This is a genomic window from Pedobacter deserti (assembly GCF_024436415.1).
Lineage (GTDB): Bacteria > Bacteroidota > Bacteroidia > Sphingobacteriales > Sphingobacteriaceae > Pedobacter > Pedobacter faecalis.
In genome coordinates, this window is sequence record NZ_JAFMZQ010000001.1 from 2,921,031 (window position 1) to 2,945,940 (window position 24,910).

At 43.4% G+C, this 24,910-nt stretch carries 19 protein-coding genes; 5 read left to right on the plus strand and 14 right to left on the minus strand.

Features of this window, described 5'->3' with window-relative positions; genetic code table 11:
- Window positions 1-340: 340 nt before the first annotated feature.
- The 10 genes from J3P40_RS13240 to J3P40_RS13280 form a co-directional block, all read right to left on the minus strand.
- Window positions 341-1,003, minus strand: a complete 663-nt coding sequence (locus J3P40_RS13240; protein ID WP_256006479.1) for an alpha-1,2-fucosyltransferase — start codon at window positions 1,001-1,003, stop codon at window positions 341-343.
- Window positions 1,004-1,210: 207 nt separating this feature from the next.
- Window positions 1,211-2,563 (minus strand): lipopolysaccharide biosynthesis protein, encoded by a 1,353-nt coding sequence (locus J3P40_RS13245; protein ID WP_256006480.1) that lies wholly within the window; start codon window positions 2,561-2,563, stop codon window positions 1,211-1,213.
- 4 nt (window positions 2,564-2,567) lie between these two features.
- Window positions 2,568-3,455, minus strand: coding sequence for a glycosyltransferase family 8 protein (locus tag J3P40_RS13250; protein ID WP_256006482.1), 888 nt, complete (start codon window positions 3,453-3,455; stop codon window positions 2,568-2,570).
- Window positions 3,445-4,641, minus strand: coding sequence for a glycosyltransferase (locus tag J3P40_RS13255; protein WP_256006484.1), 1,197 nt, complete (start codon window positions 4,639-4,641; stop codon window positions 3,445-3,447). Before J3P40_RS13255 ends, J3P40_RS13250 begins: the two co-directional genes overlap by 11 nt.
- 11 nt (window positions 4,642-4,652) lie before the next feature.
- Window positions 4,653-5,513 (minus strand): glycosyltransferase family 2 protein, encoded by an 861-nt coding sequence (locus J3P40_RS13260; protein WP_256006487.1) that lies wholly within the window; start codon window positions 5,511-5,513, stop codon window positions 4,653-4,655.
- Window positions 5,510-6,676: an acyltransferase family protein gene (locus J3P40_RS17820; protein WP_370687715.1), complete on the minus strand. Its 1,167-nt coding sequence runs from the start codon at window positions 6,674-6,676 to the stop codon at window positions 5,510-5,512. Before J3P40_RS17820 ends, J3P40_RS13260 begins: the two co-directional genes overlap by 4 nt.
- Window positions 6,677-6,766: 90 nt before the next feature.
- On the minus strand, window positions 6,767-8,191 hold the full coding sequence (locus tag J3P40_RS13265) for an O-antigen ligase family protein (RefSeq protein WP_256006490.1): 1,425 nt from the start codon (window positions 8,189-8,191) through the stop codon (window positions 6,767-6,769).
- A gap of 6 nt (window positions 8,192-8,197) precedes the next feature.
- Window positions 8,198-9,283, minus strand: a complete 1,086-nt coding sequence (locus tag J3P40_RS13270) for a glycosyltransferase (RefSeq protein ID WP_256006494.1) — start codon at window positions 9,281-9,283, stop codon at window positions 8,198-8,200.
- Between the two features lie 95 nt (window positions 9,284-9,378).
- Window positions 9,379-11,526, minus strand: a complete 2,148-nt coding sequence (locus tag J3P40_RS13275; RefSeq protein ID WP_256006496.1) for an exopolysaccharide transport family protein — start codon at window positions 11,524-11,526, stop codon at window positions 9,379-9,381.
- Window positions 11,526-12,206 carry a TolC family protein gene (locus tag J3P40_RS13280; protein WP_256006498.1) on the minus strand — a complete coding sequence of 227 codons (681 nt, stop codon included), beginning with the start codon at window positions 12,204-12,206 and terminating at the stop codon, window positions 11,526-11,528. Before J3P40_RS13280 ends, J3P40_RS13275 begins: the two co-directional genes overlap by 1 nt.
- Before the next feature lie 465 nt (window positions 12,207-12,671).
- Between J3P40_RS13280 and J3P40_RS13285 the strand changes: the two genes are divergently transcribed.
- Genes J3P40_RS13285 through J3P40_RS13295 form a run of 3 tightly spaced genes read left to right on the plus strand, consistent with a single transcriptional unit; the run spans window position 12,672 to window position 20,070 of the window.
- A complete protein-coding gene (locus tag J3P40_RS13285; RefSeq protein ID WP_256006502.1) occupies window positions 12,672-17,012 on the plus strand; it encodes a cadherin-like domain-containing protein in 4,341 nt (1,446 codons plus the stop codon).
- 1 nt (window position 17,013) lies between these two features.
- On the plus strand, window positions 17,014-17,943 hold the full coding sequence (locus tag J3P40_RS13290) for a PorP/SprF family type IX secretion system membrane protein (protein WP_256006504.1): 930 nt from the start codon (window positions 17,014-17,016) through the stop codon (window positions 17,941-17,943).
- Between the two features lie 3 nt (window positions 17,944-17,946).
- A complete protein-coding gene (locus J3P40_RS13295) occupies window positions 17,947-20,070 on the plus strand; it encodes an OmpA family protein (RefSeq protein ID WP_256006506.1) in 2,124 nt (707 codons plus the stop codon).
- A gap of 10 nt (window positions 20,071-20,080) precedes the next feature.
- Here J3P40_RS13295 and J3P40_RS13300 read toward each other — a convergent pair whose 3' ends face one another.
- The 4 genes from J3P40_RS13300 to J3P40_RS13315 all read right to left on the minus strand — a co-directional run bounded on the left by J3P40_RS13300 (window position 20,081) and on the right by J3P40_RS13315 (window position 22,471).
- Window positions 20,081-21,163, minus strand: a complete 1,083-nt coding sequence (locus tag J3P40_RS13300) for a sugar transferase (RefSeq protein WP_256006508.1) — start codon at window positions 21,161-21,163, stop codon at window positions 20,081-20,083.
- Window positions 21,144-21,533 (minus strand): response regulator, encoded by a 390-nt coding sequence (locus tag J3P40_RS13305; RefSeq protein ID WP_256006511.1) that lies wholly within the window; start codon window positions 21,531-21,533, stop codon window positions 21,144-21,146. Before J3P40_RS13305 ends, J3P40_RS13300 begins: the two co-directional genes overlap by 20 nt.
- Window positions 21,534-21,712: 179 nt before the next feature.
- The gene (locus J3P40_RS13310) at window positions 21,713-22,195 is read right to left on the minus strand and encodes a YMGG-like glycine zipper-containing protein (RefSeq protein WP_256006513.1); all 483 of its coding nucleotides are present in this window, start codon (window positions 22,193-22,195) and stop codon (window positions 21,713-21,715) included.
- Window positions 22,196-22,258: 63 nt separating this feature from the next.
- Window positions 22,259-22,471, minus strand: a complete 213-nt coding sequence (locus J3P40_RS13315; protein ID WP_256006514.1) for a hypothetical protein — start codon at window positions 22,469-22,471, stop codon at window positions 22,259-22,261.
- An 84-nt stretch (window positions 22,472-22,555) separates the two neighbouring features.
- On the opposite strand from J3P40_RS13315, the gene J3P40_RS13320 reads away from it, so the two are divergent.
- Entirely contained in the window at window positions 22,556-23,377 is an 822-nt protein-coding gene (locus J3P40_RS13320) for an SDR family oxidoreductase (protein ID WP_256006516.1), read from the plus strand.
- A 34-nt stretch (window positions 23,378-23,411) separates the two neighbouring features.
- Entirely contained in the window at window positions 23,412-24,797 is a 1,386-nt protein-coding gene (locus J3P40_RS13325) for an MBL fold metallo-hydrolase (protein ID WP_256006517.1), read from the plus strand.
- Window positions 24,798-24,910: the final 113 nt, after the last annotated feature.

Below are 24,910 nucleotides of genomic sequence, written 5' to 3' on the forward strand. Positions count from 1 at the left end.
ATATCCTAACTCCCATATACGCTTGGAATGTCTCTCTTCGTGATTCTCGCTAAAGAAATAGAAAGGACGAGTATTCTTGCTTGATATAGTTTTTTTTAATGTACCGTTTTTATGGTGCCAATAGGCGAACGGAATTACATACCTTAACTCTTGGTCAAATTCTCCTTGGAACTCAATTTCTTTGTATTTGCTTTTAAAAACATAATCTTTGAAAAAGTATTTGACCTGCCGGAGCCTAGCGTAGTAATTGTCACGTATAAAGTATCGGTAATCTCGCCTAATCTTAGGGTATTGAATGCTTGCAACAGCGAATAAAATCTTTAGAATCAGTTTTTTCATTTTAAATTGCGAGCCAGGAATCCGGTAAGAGGTCTTTTGTGTCCCATTCAGGCTGGTTCTTAAACCACTTCTTAGGCGCAATGACGATTTTTTGGGAATTATTATTTAGCCATGCGCCCCACCAGCTAAAAGAGCTGTTTGCAATTATGTTATGCGCACATAAGCTCATCAGGTGAAGGTCATCAATATCTGCGTCTGGACCATTGTTTTCGACGTAAACCGTATTAGGTTTTAGCTTGAGGTTAACCTTTACCCATGCAGGGTCGTCGGTAAAAACAAAATATCGTGCATCGGGATATCGCTCTTCAATTTCGGCTATTGCGCTATCGTAATATTCAAGACCGATGAAGCCAAAGGTCTTGCTAAACTCAGGATGGTGTACGTAATCGCCCCTTCTCACGTGAACTGACACTGAAATGGGCGACTTTTCAACTTCCGACTTATAAATGGCAAACTGCTGACCCGTTACCTTGGTGAATTTAAGCTCGTCCCGTATTATGTGTTCAATGCCGGCAAAATACTTTTCTGAGTGCCAATAGCCTTTCAAGATTATGAACTGATCCGCTGAATCTAGCACTGCCGGATTAAAATGATAATATTTTTCTTTCTGTAGAGAAAAAAAAGGATGAACGGTCTGCTCACTGAAAAACTTTGTAAACTTCATTAAGTATTGGATTGGCATTGTAAGTTCCCTATAGCCAATGTTAAAATTATCCAACTTGAAGCCACGTTGACTTTCCCGAGCATAATCTGACCCATAGAACCGTTTGTCCAAATATAGTGATGTTTTGTTTTTGATAGACAACTGCCGCGCGAGCGCGTATTGAAAAAGCTGGTTGCCCAGTCCGCTTGTTATAGTCGCAATAATCATTTATTTAGATCGCTTCGAGGCCAAATTAAAAATAAATTGATAATAGTTCCCGATTTCTGAAATAATAATGGCCATTTTAACTCCCGCAATTTTGTACAAGATATACTGGTTAAACCCAAACCCAACCAGGGTTGCGATTAATGTGGCTACTGGAGAACCTGTAACTCCAATAGCCTGTATTAGCAGATAGTTTAAGATCAAGTTAAGCGCTGTTGGAATCAAAACCATGAAAAAGTTTATTCGTGTCTTTCCAATTGCGTTTAAAATAACTCCGGCATTGCGGCCGAAAGGCTTGAACAGGCTGTAGACAACAATAATCCTAAGGAGGACTGAGGCTTCTTCAAACCCGCCACCTGAAAGGAAATATATCACCTGGTCGGAAAAGATAAAGAGTAAAAGAAGAAACGGTAGCATCACTGCTGTGATTATAGCCGAAGATTTTTCATATAGCTTTTTTATTCCTTCCATACCTTCATCCTTAAGTGTTTTTACGCCTTTTGGCATAAGTACTGTAGAAATAGATTGCAAGGGGACTTCAATAAATTGCAAGACGCGCATAGCGATATTTATTATACCTACGGCGGACGTTGACAAAAGGGCTCCGGATATTAGCTGACCGATATTGTTGGATATTTGGCCAATAACTTCAACACCAAATGTAAAAAATCCGTACCTGGCGATTTTACTGACAATTTCCGGCCTAAGCCGCCTAGAGACAGAGATGAACTGACGGGTGCTTAACGTGACAACGCAAAATGCAAGAAAGCCTGATGCAATATTGACAAGAGCGAAACCAGCAAGGGAATATTCAGATTTGCCGAAAAATAGATACAAGAGGTAGATAATAAAAATTCCAGATCGTATTATTGAGGACAGTAATTGTCCATAAAAGCGAAGGTTTCCTTGTTCGATACAATTAATGAAATTTATCAGTCCGGAAAACAACAGCAGTGCGGGCGCATAAAACATCAGGTTTACGAGTGTTTCTGAATGATATATATAATCTATAAAAATTATAGAAAGTAATTGTAGAAGCGCTATGCCAGTTGTTAACGCGAAGCAAAATAGAAATGCATTATATATAAATACACCCCGACGGCCACCTGTATATTCGTTGTAGTATTTGATAAGGGCATTGTTGATGAAACTGGTGTTTGCTACCTCGAAGATTGCTGTAATTGTAGTGAATAAAACCCAGATACCGTAATCGCCGGGGCTGCAAATACGGACTAGCATGAAGAAAATCAAAAAATTGGATACAATGACGATTCCCTTTCCTGCGCCAACCGCTATTCCCGATTTTAAAAAAGGGGACCCTTGAATCTTCTTGTAAATTTCTGAAATAAAATTCATCAATCTACTTCTTTATAAGTTTATACAACAGATTCCCTATCTTCTTGAGGTATCGTTCGGGCTCTCCGATCTTTCTTTTGCTTTTCCACTTCGTTTGGTTGAGATATCTATAAAATAAAATCTGGTAGCTTTCGCTGTTTGAATACGATTTGTAGATAGGCTTTCTTTCCACGAAATGAATGAGTTTTGCGTCACGCGTTTCACCAGAGGTAACGAAGTGATTCCACTTTGGATCTATCTCTGCCCACTTGTTTGCTAGTACAACATTCAGTGCGTACTGATCGGGATAGTTCAGGAATGCCTGGTTATTTGCAACACATTCGAGCACTTTATTTGCCACGTGCTCGCTTCTCCATGCTTCTGTATCTATTATAAGCATTCCGGTGTTAAAATATTTAGTATCGGGCGCAAGCCCTAGTTGTTCATAATTTTTGATCCCGCCCCAGGAATTATTTGCTGTTTTTATGCGCGGATCTTGAACGGCTCCAAGGGGAAGATTATCTATGTCGCTATACCAAAGCTCGCTAATATCGCCAGTCACTATCATGTCTACGTCGAGATAAATAACACGTGTTACACTCTCGGGCACAAACCATGGAATGAAAACACGTGTATAAATGTTCATCGGGTAGGTACTTTTATCGGAAGGTAACTTCATATTGGCCGGCACTGCCTCGCGCATTGTGATCCAGCGTAGGGAGATCAAAGTAGAATCTAGGGACTGCTCAAGCTTAACTTTATTGCTTTCAGCTACATTATCCCCAACTACAATAATATCGATTTGTTCTCCAGTCTTGTGATTATGCTCGATTGATTTGATCAGGGCTGCCATCAATACCAGGTAATGGTTATCACATACCATTACAAGAGTTATTCTTTCGCTAATGTTCATTTCCATCAAGGTTTGATATAACATTTAAAAGTGCAGAAGTAACGTTCGTCCAGCTAAACTGCCTAGAAAATGCTTTCCTTTGCAAAGTATGTATGTCTGTGTTTTCGCTCAATGCCCGTTCTGTTTGCGAAATAAATTCCTTGGCATTATCGGCCAGATATGTGCAACTGGAGAATATCTCCTCCATTGTATTTGTTTTCGTAGCCACAACTGGTTTGCCCATTGCTAAGTATTCAACAATTTTCATCGGGAAGTTCCCCATCGTTATCTCGTTTTTCAATTGAGGGTTGATGCATACATCAAAACAGCTTATGTAGGATGGCACTTCTTCTTTACTCTTTTTCTCAATGAACAATACGTTGGGCATCTGGTGAAGTTTACTACTTTGAAAAACATCATCTTGAGGGCCAACCAATACTATGGTGGAGCTTGTAAAATAACTAGCAACCTCTTCAATTAACGATATATCCAACCTATGTGATGTGAGTGCACCAACGTACCCGATAACGGGACCGGTAATATCTGCCAACTCCTTCGGCCGTCTGCCAGCCTTATCTTCGACATCGTCCTTCATTCCGCTGCCGTTCCCGATATAAAAACTATTTGGGTTATATTGGCTGGCCCGTTTTTGAAAATCCGGAGAATTGCATACTACCGCATCACTTTTTGCCATGAGCTTCGGTTCTAACGATATGCCATGTTTTCTCCAGTAGTCAAAGCCCAGGGTATAGTCCCTGTCTAAGTAGATATAGAACCTCGGTTTTAGTATTTCTTTTAAATAGTAGCTCCGGAACATGTCCTTATCGTTGATTAAAACGAATGATGAAAAGCCGATCTCTTTTATTGCCTTCTTGATATCGCTAGCGAATGTTTTATTGTTGAAATAATTCAGACAAGTAAACAGCAGGGTACTGGGGATCCAATTTATCGACTCTATGATATGGGGGGGATTGAACTCCCAAAGATTCTCCGTGCAAGCCCTCAGCGCTGGAACAGCTTCTTTTATTGCTTGTATATGCGCTTGTCCGTATTGATCTTCTCTTGAAGGATTAAGCCAGGTCCGTCTGTCTATTGGAGGATTTACATAAAGAACCTTATGGTGCTTTGCAAGCTCCTTAGCTAAACTGGTAGATGTAGATTCCCTGTCTGTATTAATACGCTGCAGGCTTACGAAAACGAAATTCATGCGGTTCAACGTTAGTCAATGGAAGAATTTTTGGTATCGTGCGGCTTTTCTGGCTTCAATAAAGTAAAGAATCGCCGCCATTCTTTAGTTACCCGGTTCCATAATGCCTTGCTAAAGCTACCATCGCGCTGCAAAGTACGCGGACCCGTCCAAACAACTGCTTCTTTTGACTTAACTTGCATTATTCGACCATAATTCATCAGGTCGAATGCCATTCGGCCGTCTTCACCTCGCACCATCTTCATAATAAAGCCAATTTTGATTCCAAACTCCCTGATATAACCCATGCTGATTCCATAAGCATTCAGATACGGACGTTTGTAATGTCTGTACTCAGCAATTACATTCTTCATTGTCTCCAGCATTTTAAGTTTCCAGCGTGGAAAGCCTGGCTCTGGTATGAATGAATATCGACCATATACGCAGGATACGCCCGTGCGGCTTAGGACATTTATCATTTCGTCAATCCAGCCAGGAGGATAAAAACAGTCGGCATCGGCCATAAGTACATACTTGCCTCTAGCATGTTCCTGCCCCATCTGCCTGGCCGGACCCCAGCCTTGGATTGGTTGAAAGATGGATTTAACATGCAAATTATCTAGCGTTCTCTGTGTCTGGTCGTTTGAATTGTTGTTGGTTACAATAATCTCAAACGGCAAAGCGGTACTCGTTCGTGACAGCGATGCTATACATCTGAGTATATTGACTTCCTCATTGTAAGCCGATACGATTACGCTTACCTCCGGCAATGGACTTATTTTTTTGTCCAGATCGCGGTTAATGCCGTCAAATATTTCTTTTGGTATGTCGTCATACTTGACATAAGGGTAGTTGATCTCCTGGATCCATAAGGGTACTCCTGCAACGCTCATAGCTTTTTATTTAATGCGGACCGCAAAAAGGCTTTAAATTTACCTGGCCAATCTTTGTTCATAAACGGCTTTTCTAGTGTAATATAAAATATAGCACTTAAAAACAGTACGATCGGCAAAAACATTAACAGTTGAAACAACAGATTAACGGAATACGAGTTCCCAATGTTTAAATTCTTTGAGATTTTAATAAACAGTTCTGCGAATGGTAGATGGATTAGATAAATCGTGTAGCACATCCCCCCGATGGCCATTATCCAGCGGTTCCGTAATACTGAATTGATAAATACACCTCTAAAACAGCACACGAAAAAAATAAACAGGCAAATTGGAAAATATAACCTGTTTGATAACTCGTAGTCCCAACTCCAGAGATAGATGAGTCCAAACACGGAAGCTAGCCCGGCAAAATCGTAAATTTTATTAGCTTGCTTTTCCGTCCAGTCCGATAAATATATATCTGACAATATAAAGCCTATTAAAAAATAATGCAGATGTCCCAGGATGGTGAGGTTGTAAGGGTTTTTATACAGACCGAAATGCTGCTGGATAAGGATAAGTGCGACAATTAACAACACATTAAGAGCTCTCCTAAGTACCTTGTTTTTGAGCTTGAAGCATAACATAGCCAGGAAGGGAGCTAAAATATAGAACTGAATCTCGATTTCCAAAGTCCAAGTAGGCGGATTGAAGGGCGACCATAAATGATAAATCAGTCCGTGGGTATAGGTAAGATTTGCCAAATAGTGAGGAAGATATTCCTGAAATGACCTGACGCCGGTAAGGAGGAAAATAATAAAAAAAATGGTAAGCCAGATAATATATGGTGGTTCCAGTCGCGTAATTCGACGCCAAAAGTAGGTCCGGATACTTATCTTTTCCGATCCTTTTAAAAAATAGGATGCAAATGGTAAGGAAAGTATGAATCCGCTTATTACGAAAAATATATATACGCCAATAAACCCTCGGTGGGCAAGAAATCCTATCGTTTCTGCCACATCGCCCTTAACAAAGCTGGTGTTCCTTTCGAAACGTTCGGTTAAGTGCTGAATTAATACGGGCACTATAGCAAAAAACCGTAGACCATCTACTTCCTTAATTAGTTTACGGCCCGAAGTTACCCTGGTTAACTTTGAAGGCAGCCCGGTGATCCATTTAATCATTGGTCTTCGATGTTTTCAAACCTTTGTAAATACCAAAAATAAAACATATCAGGGCTGGTAACGCAATTATTTCAAAAGGCATAGGCTGTTTTATTTACTATCAATTTTATCTAATGAAGGTGCCATCAATACGAAAGACCATGACATGATCAGAATCACTGAAGTTGGAAATCCATTCATTACCTCGTTCCCGTAACTGCAGAAAAACACACCGCCAGCAAAGGCGGTTAATGCCATCGCTTTAGATCGCAAGCGCGGGTCTTTTAACTTCCACACGACACCGCAACATTTTCCGAGTAAGTACATATTAATACTAAACCATATGGTTAATCCGACGACGCCATACATTACCCAAATTTTAACCCAGTAACTGTCGGGCGGAATGCTTGCCAGATATTTGCCTTTATTATATTGAGAACCGTTGAATCCGCTTATACCAACCCCCCCTCCGAATGGTAATGATGAAAGGGCCCTGCTTAATCTTTGTTGATTCATCAGCCGCGCATTAAGTGATGCGTCTTGCGGGTCTAGTGCGGAGCGAAGTCTGTATATTTCATAACTGCTGTTACCAATCTTCGTGTATTTCAAGAATCCTAAGAATAGCAAGGTTACGATTGAGCCAATGATCATTATTTTATATTGCTTGCTTAAGGCGATTGCGAAAACACAACCAACAACCAGTGCAAATAGCGCACCCCTTGTTCCTGAGATAAGCATTCCATAAAACAAACATGCGCCCGCCACTCCGAAGATGATCCGCTTCCACGTTGTAAATTTACCTAATGCTAAAACGAAGGCTACGACTGCCATCGCCGCCTGCTGTGCCCCAAACTGACCAGCATCGGTGAAAAACGAGAACACCCGGAGCTTACCAAATACAATGTGCGTGAAGTCGGCACCATTATCAAGCCATCTCTGTTCGGGGCCTGAGACACCGATATATAATTGTTTCATTCCATAGAGAAAAGCAACCAACGAAAAACTGAGTATGGCGATGAGAAAGATATTAAGGTCCTTTTTTGTATTGAAAAGTACAAAAGGAAGAGGAGCCAATACAAGCCAGTTAAAGGCTGTAAACCGGGTTTCGTTGAGCCAGCCAAGCACACTTGCGCCGGGATTTAAAATCTGCAGAAAATTGTAGATAAACCATGCTAGAGTAAGAATGCAGTGGTCATTCCTGATGTTTTTCCACTCATAGTTCGCATGATTTACGAGCATCGCGATCCACGTTAACGCTAGCAAAAGCTCCATGAGCGGCCCGAGATTTAGGTTTGTCGTGTTCCTTAATAGTCCCGCGATAACGAAGCAGTAGACGAGGTATATATAGAAACCGACCTTTGGATTTGCAAAAATTGCGATTGCAAATACTATCGCCGACACCAGAAAAAAGGAAACGAACAACGCTAATACCTGTAGTTTAGCAGTCATCAGCGCAACTAAAAAGCATGCCACCAACGTAACCATAATAGTCAGGGCCTTCTTTCCGAAATTCGAAGTAGAGAAGAGTTGGCGCATATTTTCTTACTTTTCAATCTCATGCCTGGTTGCTACGTTTCCTTTTCGAAACTTGAAGCTGAGCAACGAGATCACCTGATAAAACACAAACACGGGTATATAGGCAAGCGACTTATATATTTTTTTATCTGTATTGGAATAATGCAACGAAAGCAAGAAACTAAGGACAAAAACGGCAAGCCCTATGCCCATCAAAACGCTTAGCCCGGTATCCAGGAACAAACCAGCAACGAGCAGCAGCAGAGCCATTCCTAAAAACATGAAAAGCGGTGGGCGCAACAATACGGAGCCAAACAACATCCTATTCAGATCCATCTTTAACATGCCATAATACATAAGTTTGAAGCCCAGACTGAAATACCTGAACCAGGTCATAATCCATCTTGAACGTTGACTGACCAATTGTGTCGAATTGCTCGTTTTTTGGTCAAACACCACTGCAGAGTCGGCAAACGCAATGCGCTTTCCTCTTCTCACTATTTCTGCCTGTAGTACTTTGTCAAATCCAGCGCCTTTCAAATCCCGGTTTTCCAGGCATTCTTTATACAATTGCACGGTAAAAGCCATCCCGGAGCCAGAAAGCGTAGCTGAAGAACCAACATTGAAAAGAAGCTTTCCATCATAAAAGTGATAGTAAATATCTCTCGCGGCATCTAAACAAGCGATTTCGGAATCAAGGGTTTTTGGAAGACGAATACCCTGCACCGCACTAAAGCCTTCAAAAAACCGGCTATTAAGTTGTTTCAGCAGATCGGGGTCTACAAGATTATCACTGTCGATAATAACCAGCGCATCGTGTTCCCGGACGAAGTGATTGATTGCATAAAAGTGTGAAGCGACATTGCTGGCCAGCGTGGTTGGGGGATATAAAACATTCACGAGACTATCATCGAAAACAAGATCTTCATTTTCAGCACAATTGTCTGCTACGACATACACTAGATAGTTCCTGTAGTTCAACGCCCTGATAGAGGCAACTGCTTGGGGAATAAGGTCAGTTTGTTCGTAAGCAGTTACAATTACCGCAAAGTCGAGTTCTTTTTTTTCCCTGAAACCTGAAACGGATTGCTTTTCCTTTAGCCTCCAGGCCATAAAAAGGGCAAATGGAAAAAACATATGATAGCACACCATGATCCCAAGTGCCCAGCAAATATAGAAAAACGAATTTTCCAATATCATATCTGTGTCTAAAGTGACTCCAAAGTATTTACTTTATTGAATATCCAGCCAAGAAAACGATCGTTTTCTTTTAGTACTTCTATATTTTCTTTTTTTACTTCATTTAACAGACTTCCGTACTCGAATACTGCTACTACATTGTCTGCGAACATCAACCATTCTTTAGAATGGAAAGTCGAGTCGAGCGGAGCGGTTTCAATGATAACAAGATCGAATAGACTTTTAACCTCATCAAACCTCTCGCGGATGAATTTAAAGCTGGCAACTTCCATCAGTGATGGGTCGCCACCCCGATTGCCCAATATCGTGACAGAGCGCGACTGCAACTCTGAAAGCGCCAAAGTACCATTTAAGAAATCTTCGACGTAAAATTTTGTATTAGATGTTTGACCGATATATGGATTTGTGAAATTACCATCAATAATCAAAACCTTCTTCTTTGTCATCTCCCAGGCGAACGCAAGGCTCAGGGTCATAAAGGACTTCCCTTCGCCCCGACCCAGACTGGTTACCGTCAGAATTTTTCCATCCAGTCTTTTGTCAATCTGGCTGCGTAAGGAGCGGAGTTGATCTCGAAACTTGATTTCTGCCTCAGACATACTTGTTTCCGTCCATATGCCGCGCAGATCGATTTTCCTCGAATCAACATGATTAATCTCCCCCAGAACGGGAGCTGACGTCACAGATTTTAGGTGTTTTGTTAAAATGACCCGCTTATCAAAGTAATACATCAGGAACAAGATGGTAACACAAAACATCAAGCTGATAACACCACCTAGAATTACAAGCAGCATTTTTTTAGATGGTTCCGGAAGACCTGGCATAGCCGTTTGGACCTGGCTTAACTTTATTGAGAAGCTACTTTGCAGGCGGTTTTGATTATACTTATTGAGCACATCTAAATATTCTTGAGTAGATACTTCAACGTCGCGTTCCATTGACTGTACCGAAGCATCAAACGGGACCAACTTATCAAATTCGCTGTTCAATTTACCCAACTCACGTTCAAGCATGCCAACGCTGTAACGCGCCAGGTCAAGTTCAACTTCGAGATTGACCTTTCGCTGGATTAGTTCCTGCTTAGGTATAAGCGGGCTGTATATGAACTGATCTAACGACTCGTTGATTTGCCCGTTGAGAACCTGGTTAGCAGAGTCGATTGATTCTTTATACTCCGGGTCAAAGTCATTAGTAATATACCTGTCATTCAAAGCCTTAAGTTCCTCTCTGGTGTTTGCAAGGCGTTGGTTCAGCTTCACCATAGTAGATTCTAAATAGCCCCTTTCGGAGGGGCTGAACTTCCTGTCTATCTCGATTAATGCACCGCTTTTGGCTGCGATACCCTCGGCTAACTGCTGCTTTCTGTCATTATAGGTGGTGATCTGACTATAAATCTGCTTTGATTGTTCATCTAAATTTAAAACTCTGTTTTTTATCTTGTAGTTCCGCAGGGAATCTATGCGCTTGTTCATCATGATGCGCTTTTCTTCCAAAAGCGTACTGAGAAAAGTTCCGGCCTTTTGCTGGTTCACATCAAGAAGATAGGCGTAGTATTTTATAAACTCTGCGCTTAATGTATTGACGACGAAAGCTGACAGTTCGGCGTTTTCAGAACTGAATTCAATATTGATAAAGTCGCTGTCGCCTGCCCGGTTAATTCTAAGCTTATCTCTCAGGCTCTCACTGTCATATCCCATTGATCTTAAAATCCTGTACATACCGCTCTGATCTTTATCCCATAAATTAAGACCTTCCCGTCTGTTGTACTTATCACGATAAACTCCTACAGCCCTGGTTAGATTATACGTGCTGGTTTCTTTAATAGCCTGACTCCTCGGACGAAACGGCTTACTGGTCGTTAAGTCGTTTATTATGAGACGATAGGAAACGAGATCTAATATCCGACTCATCCTCATCATCTCAACGAGATTACTGAACTCCTGGTTTACCTGGAATGTTTTAGGCACCTCCAGCCCGGCTAAAACAGGGTTTTGAGTATCGTCGACGATACCAGTCGATATCTGCGCATCAGCAACATAAACGTCTGGCATGTTTCTGACGAGGAAAAATGTGATGATTACTGTGACTGCCGGTACGATAATTAAAACCAGCTTATATCTTAAAAGTAGTTTTAAAAAGATCTTTATCTCGTCCATTATTTAACTTGTTCCAATTTCATCGTTAACAATTCCTCAAGAGAGAACTTCGCGTTTGCAAGAGTAGCTTCAGCGTCGATTTTCGAAGCATATGCAGAATTCAACTGCACGGACGCAGAGCTATAATCCTGAAAGGAAACCTCACTGCGTTCGTATCTTGCCTTAATATATTTGAACGAAGTCTCAGTATCTACCACAGTTTTGGTAACGAGTTTGAGTGAGTTCAGGGCCTGGAGGTAGTTCACATATCTTGTTTTAACTTCTGCTTCCAACTGGTATTCATATTCCTGGCTTTCATTTTTTGCAATAGCTAATTGAGCGCGGGCAGATTTCACGTCGTATGGCTTCCTTAATATGGTACCCGGATTTATCGTGACCCCGAACTGGTATCCGCGAAGTAGCAGATTTCCGGTTTCGAGATCGACATTATTGCTGTTTGAACGGAAAACATATGAAAAAGAAAAAGGATCAAGCCAGCTAGCCTTAGCACTCCCTAAGTTACTTTTTGCTACATCGACACGGCTTGAAAACGCTTTGTTTCTGGGATAGTTTGCTTTCGCTACGGCAATTAATTTTTCCATGTAAAGATAGGAGACGTCACTTAAGATACTTTCCTGAGCATGCAGTGTGAATGGTAAATATATCAGAATGCCTACTATAATGGCTTTTGTACTTGTCATTTAATCAATTTTCAGGCTTTAATTAAAAAATAAAGGTAATATTTTTGGCTATACGGCGTCAACTATCTTATTTAGTTTTTGGCTAAAAAACATTATTGTTAATTCTATGATGACTAAAATTATACCATGTAACAGAAACCGACAATAATAATTGCTTTGATCTTATTAGACATTTGATTAACAGATATTTAATTGTTTTAAAGTAGCCCACGACACGTGGTTTGATCGATAAGTGTACAATTCTGCTCAATATTGAGGATTTTTTAGGGGATTTTTTTACATGTAGTGGGAAAAATTCCCCAGAAAATAATATGCTCATGAATTCCCCTTTTTATAAAATGCGCACATATATTTGTGTATGTCATTGTATACAAGTTGTTTCAACCAAAAACTAGAAAAAAAACGGTTACTCGCTCTTATGGCTTTCTTTTTGGTTACTATAGTAGACTCACTCTTTAAATCGATATGATTAAATTTTTACGACTTAATATATTTTTCCTCGGTCTCTGTTTATTTGCAAATCAAACCTTTGCACAATTCCCTTACCTGGAGAGTTTTAGAAGGTCTACCGCTCCGGGAATTACTTTCGGCGGCGCGCCTTCTGCGTTTTTAACTGCGGGCGGTAGCGGATTAGATATCGCTACACAGACTCATACCGGGAACCCGCTCGATCCGGACGGAGATGGTTATTTACGTCTTACGAACAATACGAGGAATCAAAAAGGGTACATTTATTCCAACTCCAATTTCCCCTCAAGCAACGGTTTGAAAGTAGAATTAGAATATTATGTGTACGGAGGTAGTGGTGCAGATGGCATCAGTTTTTTCCTGTTTGATGCTACGGCAAACCCATTCGTTATCGGGGGATTCGGTGGATCGCTCGGTTACGCACAAATAACAACCACCACACCCATTTCGCCTGGTGTGAGTAAAGGATACTTAGCTATTGGACTGGATGAATATGGCAACTTCTCTAACAATACAGAAGGCAGACAAGGAGGACTTCCCGGCACCAGACCTGGTTCAGTGACGCTAAGGGGTAAAGGCGATGGCGCAGCTTTAGAACCAAACAACTACAAGTTTCTCACTACAGTGCAAACCTCGACAATGCCTTCTAATCCCTTTTCTCTAGTAGGAAACGCTTCATCCAGACAATCAAATCCAACATCTCCTGGGTATAGGAGAGTAAAGATTGACCTGGCTCCAGACGCCGTGGTTGGATACCGGGTTACTGTTAAGATCGTTCGGGGAGGCTCTCCAGCGATTGAAACTACGGTAATTGATAATTATCATTATACCGAGCCAGCACCACCCCTTCTACGTTACGGACTAGCTTCTTCAACAGGTAACCAAACAAATTATCACGAAATAAGGAATGTAGACATTGACGTCTTTGATGATGCTAGTCTTGTCGCTCCGACGGCCAATGACGATGTTTTAACATCCTGCAGCAGCAATAGTGCTATAGTTAATGTGGTGAGCAATGATGTTACAAATAACACGAATGGAGCGATAAATGTTGCCTCCATCGACTTGAATCCAGCTCAATCGGGAATACAAACAACATATACAGTTCCTGGCCGTGGGGTATTTACATTGACATCCAATGGCATTGTAGAGTTTGTACCAGACGCACCCTTCGTTGGGACCGTTGAGGCGAATTATACGGTGAGGGATAATTATGGTAAGCTTTCTAACTCGGCGAAAGTTACCGTAAATTATGTAACGGCACCAACCGCACCTGACGCTGGCCCTGATCAGGTACTTATTGCCTCCCTGACTCCGCAGAGTTACGTAATGAGAGCGAATGCAGCAATCTCAGGAACGGGGAGATGGTCTCAAATCAGCGGCCCTACCGTAGCAACATTTGTGAACCAAAATCAAAATAATACAACTGTCGGAAATCTTACTGCTGGCACATATATTTTCCGTTGGACGATAAGTTCCGGAGCAGGCTGCGATCTGGCCGACGACGTCCAGATTGTGGTGAACAGTGCACCGGTCGCCAATGATGATTCTTATCGAACAAACCTCAATACTGCGGTTGAGATGAGCGTACTAAGCAATGATATAGATGCAGATGGTAATACAACTTTAAATCTCGGTTCTATCGTAATCAAATCTCCTCCGCAGCATGGTACGCTTCAAATTAACAATACTACGGGTGTAATTACCTATACTCCGACCAACAACTACAGCGGCAACGATACTTTCACTTATTCTGTAAAAGACATCAACGGTACAGAAAGTAACAACGCCACCGTAAATGTCGCAATAAATGCCAAGCCAATAGGAAGTCCGGACATTGCAACAACGCTCGCTGGAAGTCCTATTACGGTTCCTGTTCAGGATAATGACCTTGATAAAACCGGAGTGACGGTGACCAGGGGCGCGGATCCGGTGAACGGCACAATTACCATAAATCCAAACGGAACGATTTCTTATACACCGCAAACCGGATTTAGCGGAAAGGATTCATTTACTTATATTCTGCGAAATGGAACTGGTGTGACTTCCGATCCGATAACCGTAACCGTAAATGTGCGACCCGTAGGTAGCACTGATAATATTGCCACCAATTCAAATACGGCGGTAACTATTCCTGTTAAGGCTAATGATGCGAGCAGTGCTGGGACCACTGTTGTTCCGGGCACTACTCAACCGGCTCATGGTTCCGTGGTGATTAATTCATCAGGCCAGCCGCTCTATACCCCGGCCACAGGTTACGCAGGACTCGATAACTTCACCTATTTTCTGCAGACAGCGGACGGGCTTCAATCTGATCCGATATTGGTTAACGTTACTGTGAAGCCGGTTGGTTCGGCCGACAACGTTACTACTTTACGTGATAACGCAGTTACCATACCTGTAAAAGACAATGACCTTAATAAAACTGGAACAACAGTACTTGTTAATGCCAATCCAACCCGGGGTACTGTTACGGTAACACCTACAGGGGAAATCAGATATACCCCTCAGGCGGGTTACATCGGCACAGATGTATTTACCTATGTACTTAGAACTGCTGATGCTGTTGAATCTGATCCGATTACTGTAAATGTGACGATTAATCCGGCGATTCCCGCTCCAGACATCACTATAGATGCGCCAACGGGCACGCCTACCGTGATTGATGTTCCCATTCCCCCGGGCGGTAAGGTAATCATTACTGTTCCCCCAAAGAATGGCACCATAACTTTTGATCCTGTTACAGGCAAACCAATCTACACGCCTAACCCTGGATATACCGGCCCTGACGACTTCACTTATGTGATCGAAGATGAAGATGGGTATCAGTCGCCTCCAGGCAAGGTAACGCTAACGGTGAAAAGGGCTGCGAGGATTGGTCTGGCTAAGGCGCTGATCTCTACGGTGGCTAATCAGGATGGTAGTTTCAGACTGATATACCTGTTCACTATGGTGAACTACGGGGATGTCGCAATAAATAACTTAAGTTTGATCGACAACCTGGCTACGGCTTTCCCTGGCCGAACGGTGACGGTGAACCGTATCAACGGATCAGGTACTTTAAGGACGAACGCTAACTACAATGGAAATACGGCTACCCAGTTACTGCTTAATACAAGTACACTTGCGGCTAATTTTAAAGAGCAGGTGGAACTGGAGATTACTGTGAGTGGTAACCAGCAGACGGGTACTTATACCAACTCTGCAACGGCGCAGGGACAATCGGCCGATAACGGGGCAACTACCACAGACGTATCGACTACGGGTTTGACACCTGACCCTACGACTCCGGGAGACGTGAGCCCTTCTGACCCAACGGTTGCGGTGCTTCTTTTTGCGCCTTCTTTGAATATCCCAGTTTCCACCGACGACGACGTTATTATCAACATCCCGATCCCTACCGGTGGTTCATTTGTGATTACCAATCCGCCAACAAATGGCACGATCTCGATTGATCCGGCTACAGGTAGGCCTATATATACACCGAACCCGGGGTATTCAGGACCAGATGAGTTCACTTATGTGATTGTGGATGCGAACGGTAATCAGTCGCCACCTGCTACGGTGACCCTTACGGTTACTGCTCCTGCGAAGATCGGTTTGGCCAAGGCTATGGTGTCGACCACAAAAAATGCGGACGGAAGTTATAGCGTGCGGTACAGATTCACGATGGTGAATTATGGAGATGTAACTGTCAATAATGTCGGGCTGTTTGATAACCTGAGCCTTGCATTTACGGATGCTACCTACCAGATTGTTAACATTACAACTTCAGGAACAAGCACGTTGAGAATAAATCAGGCTTATAATGGGAACAGTGTGACCAATATGTTGCTTCCGGCAAGCACCCTTGCGGGTCTGACCAAGGAAACGGTAGATATGGAAGTGCGTGTTGTACTTAATAAGCAAGAAGGTTTGTTCAATAACTTTGCTACCGTGGAGGGTATATCTGCCGGCGATGGCAGCCAGGTGAGCGACCAATCGACAAACGGTTTCAACCCCGATCCGATAACTGCGGGCGATGTATCTCCTTCTGTACTGACTCCGGTTACCCTAACCAAACTCGATCTTAAGATTCCTGGAGGTTTCTCTCCAAATAATGACGGTATCAATGATTTCTTCGTTATTGAAAATGCGCTAGGCAAACGGGTGTCGCTCGAGGTGTTCAATAGATGGGGTAACAGGATTTATCGTTCGACAGATTATCAAAATAACTGGAACGGGAAAACTACTGAGGGGCTGTATGTGGGCGACGATGTTCCTCCAGGTACATATTACTATGTCATTATACTCGACGGAAAAGATAGAAAAGTTGGATACATCACTATTAACAGATAACATGAAATTAGTTTTCAAAACCATATTTACAGCTACCCTCCTTGCTGCCACACTCGGCCTGAAAGCTCAACAGGACCCCATGTACACGCAGTATATGTTTAATACGCTGGCCATCAACCCGGCATATGCGGGAAGCAGGAACGTTGTTTCGGCTACTGCGCTTTACCGTAATCAGTGGACTGGCATTGAAGGCGCACCGAGAACAGGCACGCTGACACTGGACGCACCGGTGTACGACAAAACCATCGGTTTGGGGATACAGCTGGTGACCGACCGCCTCGGGATAACGCAAACAAACGGGGCTGTATTTAGCGGCGCGTACAGGATTCGTATGGATCAGGGTACGCTTGCATTTGGTATTCAAGGTAATGTGCTTCAGTACAGGGCCGATTATACCTCTGTAAATTTGAACACCGGGGCTTATGATCCGGCTTTCAGCTATAACATCAATAAAGTGCTGTTCAATTTTGGTACGGGCGTTTACTATAATTCGGACAGGTTTTATGTTGGATTGTCGGCTCAGGATATTGCCAAAAACCGGCTTACTGAATTTGAATCGCCCAACAGTGATCTCCGAAACACGCAATACATGCACTTGTTTTTGGCCAGCGGTTATGTATTCGACCTGGATGATGATTTCAAATTTAAACCCTCTTTTTTGATCAAGGGTGTAAAGGGTGCTCCGGTTGAAGCCGACATCAATGCTACGCTTTGGATTAAGGATGTGGTGGGCATAGGCGCACAATATCGTACAAGTGCAGATATTGCCGGCCTTATTGAAGTGCAGGCGAGCCCTCAGATCAGAATTGGATATAGCTATGATTATAGTACAACTGCTTTGAGAAATTTCAATTCCGGCAGCCACGAAATCATGCTGAGGTATGAATTCGGTTTTGGCGGCGGCAGAATACTATCTCCAAGATACTTTTAGACTATGAAATTGACCTTAAATAAATTATTGCTTCTTGTATTCCTGCTTGTTTCGGGTTCGCCGGTTTTTTCCCAGTCTGCTAACGTCAATTTGAGTAAAGCTACCACAGAATTCAACGCGTTCAGATATGTATCGGCAATTAAGGAGCTTTCTTCCGTGCTAAAGGCCGACACTGGTAATGTGCGGGCGCAGGAAATGATCGCCTATAGCTACCGGATGATTAAAAATTACCAGGAATCTTTGTTCTGGTACGAAAAGTTGAGCCGGCAAAAAAACCTGAAACCCGAATGGGCGCTTCACTATGCGGAAGCACTGGCTAATAATCAGCAATATGAACGTTCGGAAGGTTGGTACAGGAAATATTTCAGCATGATTCCGACCGACAAGCGCGCTGCTGCTTTTGCGAGTTCGAACCTGAACCAGCTTAATAAGAATATTGGCAATTGGAAGCTTGGTTTTACTAACCTGAACTCCCAGGGTTCGGACTATTCTCCGGCCTTTTATAATGGCGGATTGATTTTCACGAGCAACAGGCAAACTAAGAAACTATCACGACGCATATTTCAATGGGACAATACGCCTTTCAGCAGTTTATATGTTGTCCCTACCCTTTCTGCCGTTAAGGTGGTAGATCCCGACAGTATTATGGCGATAGCCCAGAATAAGGACAACAGGCTTTACCGCTTCAACGATGATGATACTGCTCCGACAAGCAATGACACTAAAACCCTTGGCCAGTATAATACTTCACTCGAGCGCGATACCCTGGGCCTGATCCTGGAGGAGGGGCTTAATCTTACACTGCTGAAGGGAGCCCTTAACTCGAAATTTCACGATGGCTCGGCAGCGGCATTTCCTGACGGCTCCATTATTTTTACCCGGAACAATTACTATAAGGGCCGTACCCGAACTAGCAAAGAAGGTATAAACAAGCTAAAACTCTATACCGTTTCGGGCAAGAATCTGGGTAAGATTACGGAGTTCCCCTATAATGGCGATGAGTTTTCTACTGGTCACCCGACACTAAGTAAAGATGGAAATATTCTGATCTTCTCATCCGACCGTCCGGGTGGTTATGGTGGCTCTGACCTTTATTACTGCGTGCGTTCGGGCTATGGGCAGTGGACGAGACCTGTGAACCTGGGTAAGAAGATCAATACGGAGGGAGACGAAATGTTCCCCTATTTTGATAAAGATAACACACTATATTTTGCATCGACGGGACACGCTGGTCTGGGTGGCCTTGACATGTTCGAGGTCGCGTTGAAAGAAATGCGGCCATTGTCTGACCCCAAGAATATGGGAGCGCCGATCAATTCGTCTAAAGACGACTTTGGTATGATCGTGAACGAAGACGGCAAAGGCGGCTTCCTGAGTTCCAACAGACGTGGAAACGATGACATTTATACCTTCAGAAAATCAACTTATTCCATCGTGTTTCAAGGAACGATCAGGGATGGGCGGACCAGGCTTCCGCTTGCGGGAAGTCGGCTGCTGATGCACCATCTGGATGGTACAGACACGATACGTGCAGGATCTAAAGGAGAATTTAAACGCGAGCTGCCTCGCGAAATGGATTATGAGGTGACGGCGCAAAAACTCGGATATATTAATCAGATCGGGTTTGTTTCATCCATTGGCATTACTCAGGACAGTGTGATCAACAGGGATATCTATCTGTTCAAGACCGAGAATATTCAACAGTATGTGCTTAACAACTGTGATTCTTTGAAAAGGGTATTTGCGGTTCAGAACATTTATTACGACCTGGATCGCTCCGACATTCGCCCTGATGCAAGACCTGCATTGGATGAACTGGTATCGCTTATGAATAAATACCCGGAAATTACCATTATCGCCTCCAGTCACTGCGATAGCCGCGCATCAGAGGCCTACAACAGGAGCCTGTCTCTCAGAAGAGCAGAATCTTCAAAGAGCTATTTGGTTTCAAGGGGAATTTCACCGTCAAGAATCAAGGTTGAATATTACGGAAAGACGCGTCTGGTGAACAGATGCTACGATGGTGTACCTTGTTCTGAGGCAGATCAGCAGCTTAACAGGAGAACCGAATTCGACGTGATCCTGAACGGCGTCAACATCACCCGTCAGAACTGCAACGACAAATAACTTAATAGCTTTAAACCTTTTCCTTCTGCACTGCAGCGGGAAGGGTTTTTAGCAGGATCTTAAGATCTAACCAGAAGGAATGGTTCTGAGAATAAAAGTTATCTAACTTCTTACGTTCCCGCTCTGACATATCAGCCTTACCTCTCCTGCTTACCTGCCATAAACCGGTTAGTCCGGCCGGTCCAAGGAACCGCATCGTCCATTCATTGGAAGTTAACATTTCTGCTTCGTATAGTGGCAAGGGTCTGTTTCCCACCAGCGACATGTCTCCGATAAGCACGTTGAAAAGCTGGGGCAGTTCATCAATACTGTATGTACGGATAAAACTGCCGAATCGTGTGATGCGCGGATCGTTCTTAAGTTTAACAAATGTGGTATTTCCGGTCTCCGACTTGTCATACTGGTTGAGGTTTTCCGAGAGCTGCTTCAATTCATCGCTGGCACCCTGGCGCATAGACCGGAATTTATAGAAGTCAAAAACTTTATATCCGGTACCCACGCGTTTACTCTTAAATATAACCGGTCCTCTGGATTCCAGGGCAACAATAACTCCGACAAGAAGCAACAAGGGTGACAGAATAAGCAGGGCCAAACCAGAAGCAACAATATCAAAGAGACGTTTCTGGAAAGGCATCTTATAAGTGTAATCTATATTGGAGAGGTCAGACAGCTGAGGTTTGATCAGCTTAAACTTAACCAGGAAAAATATGCGTTCACACAGATCTTTTACCGGAATAGGCGCGTAATAGAGATCGTTCACGCGAAGTTGCATCGCCTGAGCACGTAGTGCTTTGTCGGGTTTATTCGCAAGTAGTATGATGACGAGTCCGCGCAGAAGTAAATTTTCCTTAAGCTTGCCAACGTAATTAAAGCATGCAGCCGGATCAGCAACTTCCAGTAATATCACATCGGGAAGGGAATAAAGAGACTGGTCTTTCAAATAATTATCGACCCCCTCAATATTTGCCTCCAGATGCACATCGAAAGAAGCCTGCAACTGCGGCAACAATTCTCCGGCAAATGACGGAGCTGAGAGTAACAGTTTGATAGATTTATTAGCTGCCGATGATAAATTAGCTTCTGTTTGAATCATATTTTGCAAAAACGTTTGAAATAGCCTCCTTTAATTGTGCCGGGTTAAAGGGCTTCTGGATAAAGTCGTCAAGCGTAAAAGGCATCTGCGACACTCTCTCAGGAAGATTGCTGGCGCCTGATAGAATAATCACCGGTGTATCTCGGTAATAGCCGCTTATTTTCAAATTATAAATGAAAGAGCTGCCGTCAAAATAAGGCATTTCCAGGTCAGAAATAACAAGCTCCGGGGAATTCCCTTCTTCCAGCCAGCTGATAGCTTCTACCCCACTTGTCTTGATGATCAGGTCGTACTGGCTTGAAAGAACAAAGTTTAACAACTTAAGGATGCTGACTTCGTCATCAACTATCAATATCTGCCTTTTAGCCATGCCTGTTGTAAAAGAAATTTTAGAATATTTTGTAAAACGAACATACGAATTATTTCATAATAAATTATGGAAATACCTGCATAATTATTCTGTGAGGCGCGTTTTTAAAATAAAAAGGTCGCCAGCTGTTTAAGTTGTGGCGACCTTTTTATATTCTGCCTATGCGCAAATTGAACAGCCTAGTTTTTAGGTTGCACCCTACCGTTTTTCTTGTCGCGGTCACGACCGATCAAATAACCGGTTCCGGCACCTACCAAACCCCCTATGATGGCTCCACGTCCATCTTTTTTATCGAGGAGCACGCCACCAAGTGCTCCGGCCCCGGCTCCTATTACAGTCCCTTTAGCTGCAGAACTCCATCCTTTTTTCTGTTGCGCAGCAGGTTCACTGTAAGTCCTTGGAGCTGGCGCAGGGTCGTTACGCTCTGACAAGAGCAGTGTACGTTTTTCCTGGGCTTCGCGAGCCTGAGTTTCCTGTCTTACCCTGGCTGCTACGCGCTCATCTTCTATTCGCTGAGCTTCGGCACGTTTAAAACTATCGAGTTTCAAACTGTCCCTTACTGCTGCCATTGCCTGTTGTTTCATTTTGGCCTCATCCTTTGCATTATACGTACATGCCGAGAGACCCGTTGCTATTGCTAAAATTAAAATTACGTTTTTCATGGCTTCTAATGTTTAATGTAGTTAGTGTTAAGTACGGTATAGAAAAAATGATGCCAATTCCAGCTATTTGTCTTCAAGCGGCGAGTTTCCGATCAGTCCGTCGCCTTCAAAATCGTCTCCGGGTGTGCGTTTACCCCCATTTTCGTTACCAGTATCATTATCTGTGTTTAATTCCGGAAAAAGCGTTTGTCCGTTCGACGAATGATCTGAATCCAGACCCATTGTGGCTTCTTCCTGGGTCTCTGTTTCGAGCAGTTTCTTTTTTGTCTTGTCCATAATGCGCATATTTGTTACTTGTCACATTCACAACAAACACAGGGGATTTAGGTTTCCATACATCAAAAATCCGCTGCAGAACCGATGAAAAAAAACTCGATTAGTATACTGGGAAGCGGCTGGTACGGCACCGCACTGGGCAAAAGTCTGGCCGATGAGGGTTGGCTGGTGAACGGGTCTACGACCAGGCCGGATAAGATGGAACATCTTAAAAGCCTCGGTATAAATCCTTTTCTACTAAGTTTCGAACCGTCATCGTCGGCGTTCGACCCAGCATTTTTTGATAGCAGTATTCTTGTGATATGCATTCCGCCCGGACGCGCCACGGGCAATCAGGATACTTATCTTCCTAAAATCAGAAACATATTAAAAGCAGCATCCTTCGGGTCGGTAACGCGTATAATACTGATCAGTTCAACATCCGTTTATGGCGATTTGAATACCAGTCTTAACGAAGATAATCCGCCTTCGCCCGTTACGGCTTCCGGGAAAGCACTTCTTGATGCGGAAACGGTGGTCATGCAGGTCCCGACTACACAAACCACCATTATTCGTTTCGGCGGATTAGTTGGTCCAGGCCGCGATCCGGGGCGCTTCTTTTCCGGGAAAACAAGCATAAATAACGGCCTCGCGCCGGTGAATCTGATCCACCTTGACGATTGCGTAGGGATTACCAGGGCAGTTATCGAGCAGGAGGTATGGGATCTTCGCCTGAACGCCGTAGCACCTCATCACCCTACCAGAGCTGACTTCTATACGTTGGCCGCACGGAAGTCAGGCTTGCCAGCGCCTCGGTTCATAGCGGAACTGTGCGATTGGAAAATAGTGACCAGCAAGCACATACCCGATAAACTGAATTATAGCTTCAAAATCTCTGACTGGAACAACTGGCTAATACAGGATTAATTCCTAACTTGGGCGACTTTACGGGATTTTGAGCATGAAATTGACCATTTGGGGAGCTGCGCAACAGGTCACCGGCAGTATGCATTTACTGCAGACTGATAATTATACTATACTGATTGACTGTGGCCTCGATTATGAAAAGGGCACTTTACAGGAGGAGAATATTTATTTTCCTTTTGACCCGGCTTCGGTTGATGTCGTAATCCTTACTCATGCCCATATAGATCATTCTGGCAACTTGCCCACTCTGGTCAGGATGGGTTTCGAAGGACAGATTTTAGCCACGTCCCCTACTGCCGACCTGACTGAGCTGTTACTTCTTGATTCAGTAAACGTCTTTCTCGGCAAGCAAAACAAGGCGAGCCGCGGCCGCAAAAGGAATTCCGGTCCGCCGCCCTTATATCTCCAGAAGCATGTGAACGACACCATGGAACGCTTCGTTACCATAGGATTTAATAGAGAGTTTAAACTCACGGACAGCGTATCGGTAACGTTTATACCTGTCGGACACCTTCTTGGTGCCGCCGCGGTTGTACTCTGCATAAAGGAAAATGGACAGGAGAAGAAGATTGCCTTTACAGGCGATATTGGGCGTAAGAACTACCCGGTTCTGGTAGATCCGGAGCCAATACCACAGGTGGATTATCTTGTTTGCGAGTCTACCTACGGCGGCAGGTTCCATAGCACCGACGCTACGCTTCAGGATACGCTGATCGATACGATCAAGGAGGCCTGTATCAAATTCCCCGGCCGGCTTATCATTCCCGCGTTTAGTATAGGACGAACACAGGCCTTGGTCTACTCGTTAAACAAGATCTTTAGTCAGGGGTTACTTCCGCCGGTGAAAGTTTTCGTAGATAGCCCCCTGGCTAATCATGCCACCGAGGTTTACCGAAAATACCCGCATTTGCTGAACGCGGAGTCCCGCGATTTCTATAAGAGACAGGGCGACGAGTTTGAGTTCACGGAACTCACTTATATCCATACGCTCAAAGAGAGCACTGCCATCTCCAACTATCATGAGCCTTGCATTATTATCTCGTCGGCAGGCATGCTTGAAGGGGGGCGGATACAGGATCACTTGTACTATAATATACAAAACTATTATTGCACGATACTTTTTATAGGTTATTGCGCTAAGGGAACGCTTGGCGACAGGCTCTTGCGTGGAGACCCGATCGTAAGATTGAGAAATCGTGATCTGATGGTGTATGCCACCATTAAAAAGACAGATCTTTTGAGCGGACACGGAGATCATAAAGATCTGGTGAATACGGTAACTCAGCAAAATCCTGCGCGCTTGAAGGCTGTGTTTTTGGTGCACGGAGATCGACCCGGCATGCAGGCACTTATGACCAGTCTTAACGATCTTGGCTACCATGTTAACTTACCTGAAAAAGGTCAGACCTTTGAGTTATAAATTTGTTCCGACCAGGAGCAAATGTAGCTTTTTCTATACAGTTTACAGGTTAGATTGCAGATCCCTACCTTCTCACAAAAGACTTTGAGGTCTTGTGTATTCGGCTGACTATT

Coding starts and splice junctions, on each gene's coding strand:
- J3P40_RS13300 (WP_256006508.1), bottom strand. CDS start 21,163: ATGATTCAAACAGAAGCTAATTTATCATCGGCAGCTAATAAATCTATC.
- J3P40_RS13320 (WP_256006516.1), top strand. CDS start 22,556: ATGAAAAAAAACTCGATTAGTATACTGGGAAGCGGCTGGTACGGCACC.
- J3P40_RS13285 (WP_256006502.1), top strand. CDS start 12,672: ATGATTAAATTTTTACGACTTAATATATTTTTCCTCGGTCTCTGTTTA.
- J3P40_RS13290 (WP_256006504.1), top strand. CDS start 17,014: ATGAAATTAGTTTTCAAAACCATATTTACAGCTACCCTCCTTGCTGCC.
- J3P40_RS13310 (WP_256006513.1), bottom strand. CDS start 22,195: ATGAAAAACGTAATTTTAATTTTAGCAATAGCAACGGGTCTCTCGGCA.
- J3P40_RS13240 (WP_256006479.1), bottom strand. CDS start 1,003: ATGAAGTTTACAAAGTTTTTCAGTGAGCAGACCGTTCATCCTTTTTTT.
- J3P40_RS17820 (WP_370687715.1), bottom strand. CDS start 6,676: ATGATTAAATGGATCACCGGGCTGCCTTCAAAGTTAACCAGGGTAACT.
- J3P40_RS13275 (WP_256006496.1), bottom strand. CDS start 11,526: ATGGACGAGATAAAGATCTTTTTAAAACTACTTTTAAGATATAAGCTG.
- J3P40_RS13280 (WP_256006498.1), bottom strand. CDS start 12,206: ATGACAAGTACAAAAGCCATTATAGTAGGCATTCTGATATATTTACCA.
- J3P40_RS13245 (WP_256006480.1), bottom strand. CDS start 2,563: ATGAATTTTATTTCAGAAATTTACAAGAAGATTCAAGGGTCCCCTTTT.
- J3P40_RS13265 (WP_256006490.1), bottom strand. CDS start 8,191: ATGCGCCAACTCTTCTCTACTTCGAATTTCGGAAAGAAGGCCCTGACT.
- J3P40_RS13325 (WP_256006517.1), top strand. CDS start 23,412: ATGAAATTGACCATTTGGGGAGCTGCGCAACAGGTCACCGGCAGTATG.
- J3P40_RS13260 (WP_256006487.1), bottom strand. CDS start 5,513: ATGAGCGTTGCAGGAGTACCCTTATGGATCCAGGAGATCAACTACCCT.
- J3P40_RS13270 (WP_256006494.1), bottom strand. CDS start 9,283: ATGGCCTGGAGGCTAAAGGAAAAGCAATCCGTTTCAGGTTTCAGGGAA.
- J3P40_RS13250 (WP_256006482.1), bottom strand. CDS start 3,455: ATGAACATTAGCGAAAGAATAACTCTTGTAATGGTATGTGATAACCAT.
- J3P40_RS13295 (WP_256006506.1), top strand. CDS start 17,947: ATGAAATTGACCTTAAATAAATTATTGCTTCTTGTATTCCTGCTTGTT.
- J3P40_RS13315 (WP_256006514.1), bottom strand. CDS start 22,471: ATGGACAAGACAAAAAAGAAACTGCTCGAAACAGAGACCCAGGAAGAA.
- J3P40_RS13305 (WP_256006511.1), bottom strand. CDS start 21,533: ATGGCTAAAAGGCAGATATTGATAGTTGATGACGAAGTCAGCATCCTT.
- J3P40_RS13255 (WP_256006484.1), bottom strand. CDS start 4,641: ATGAATTTCGTTTTCGTAAGCCTGCAGCGTATTAATACAGACAGGGAA.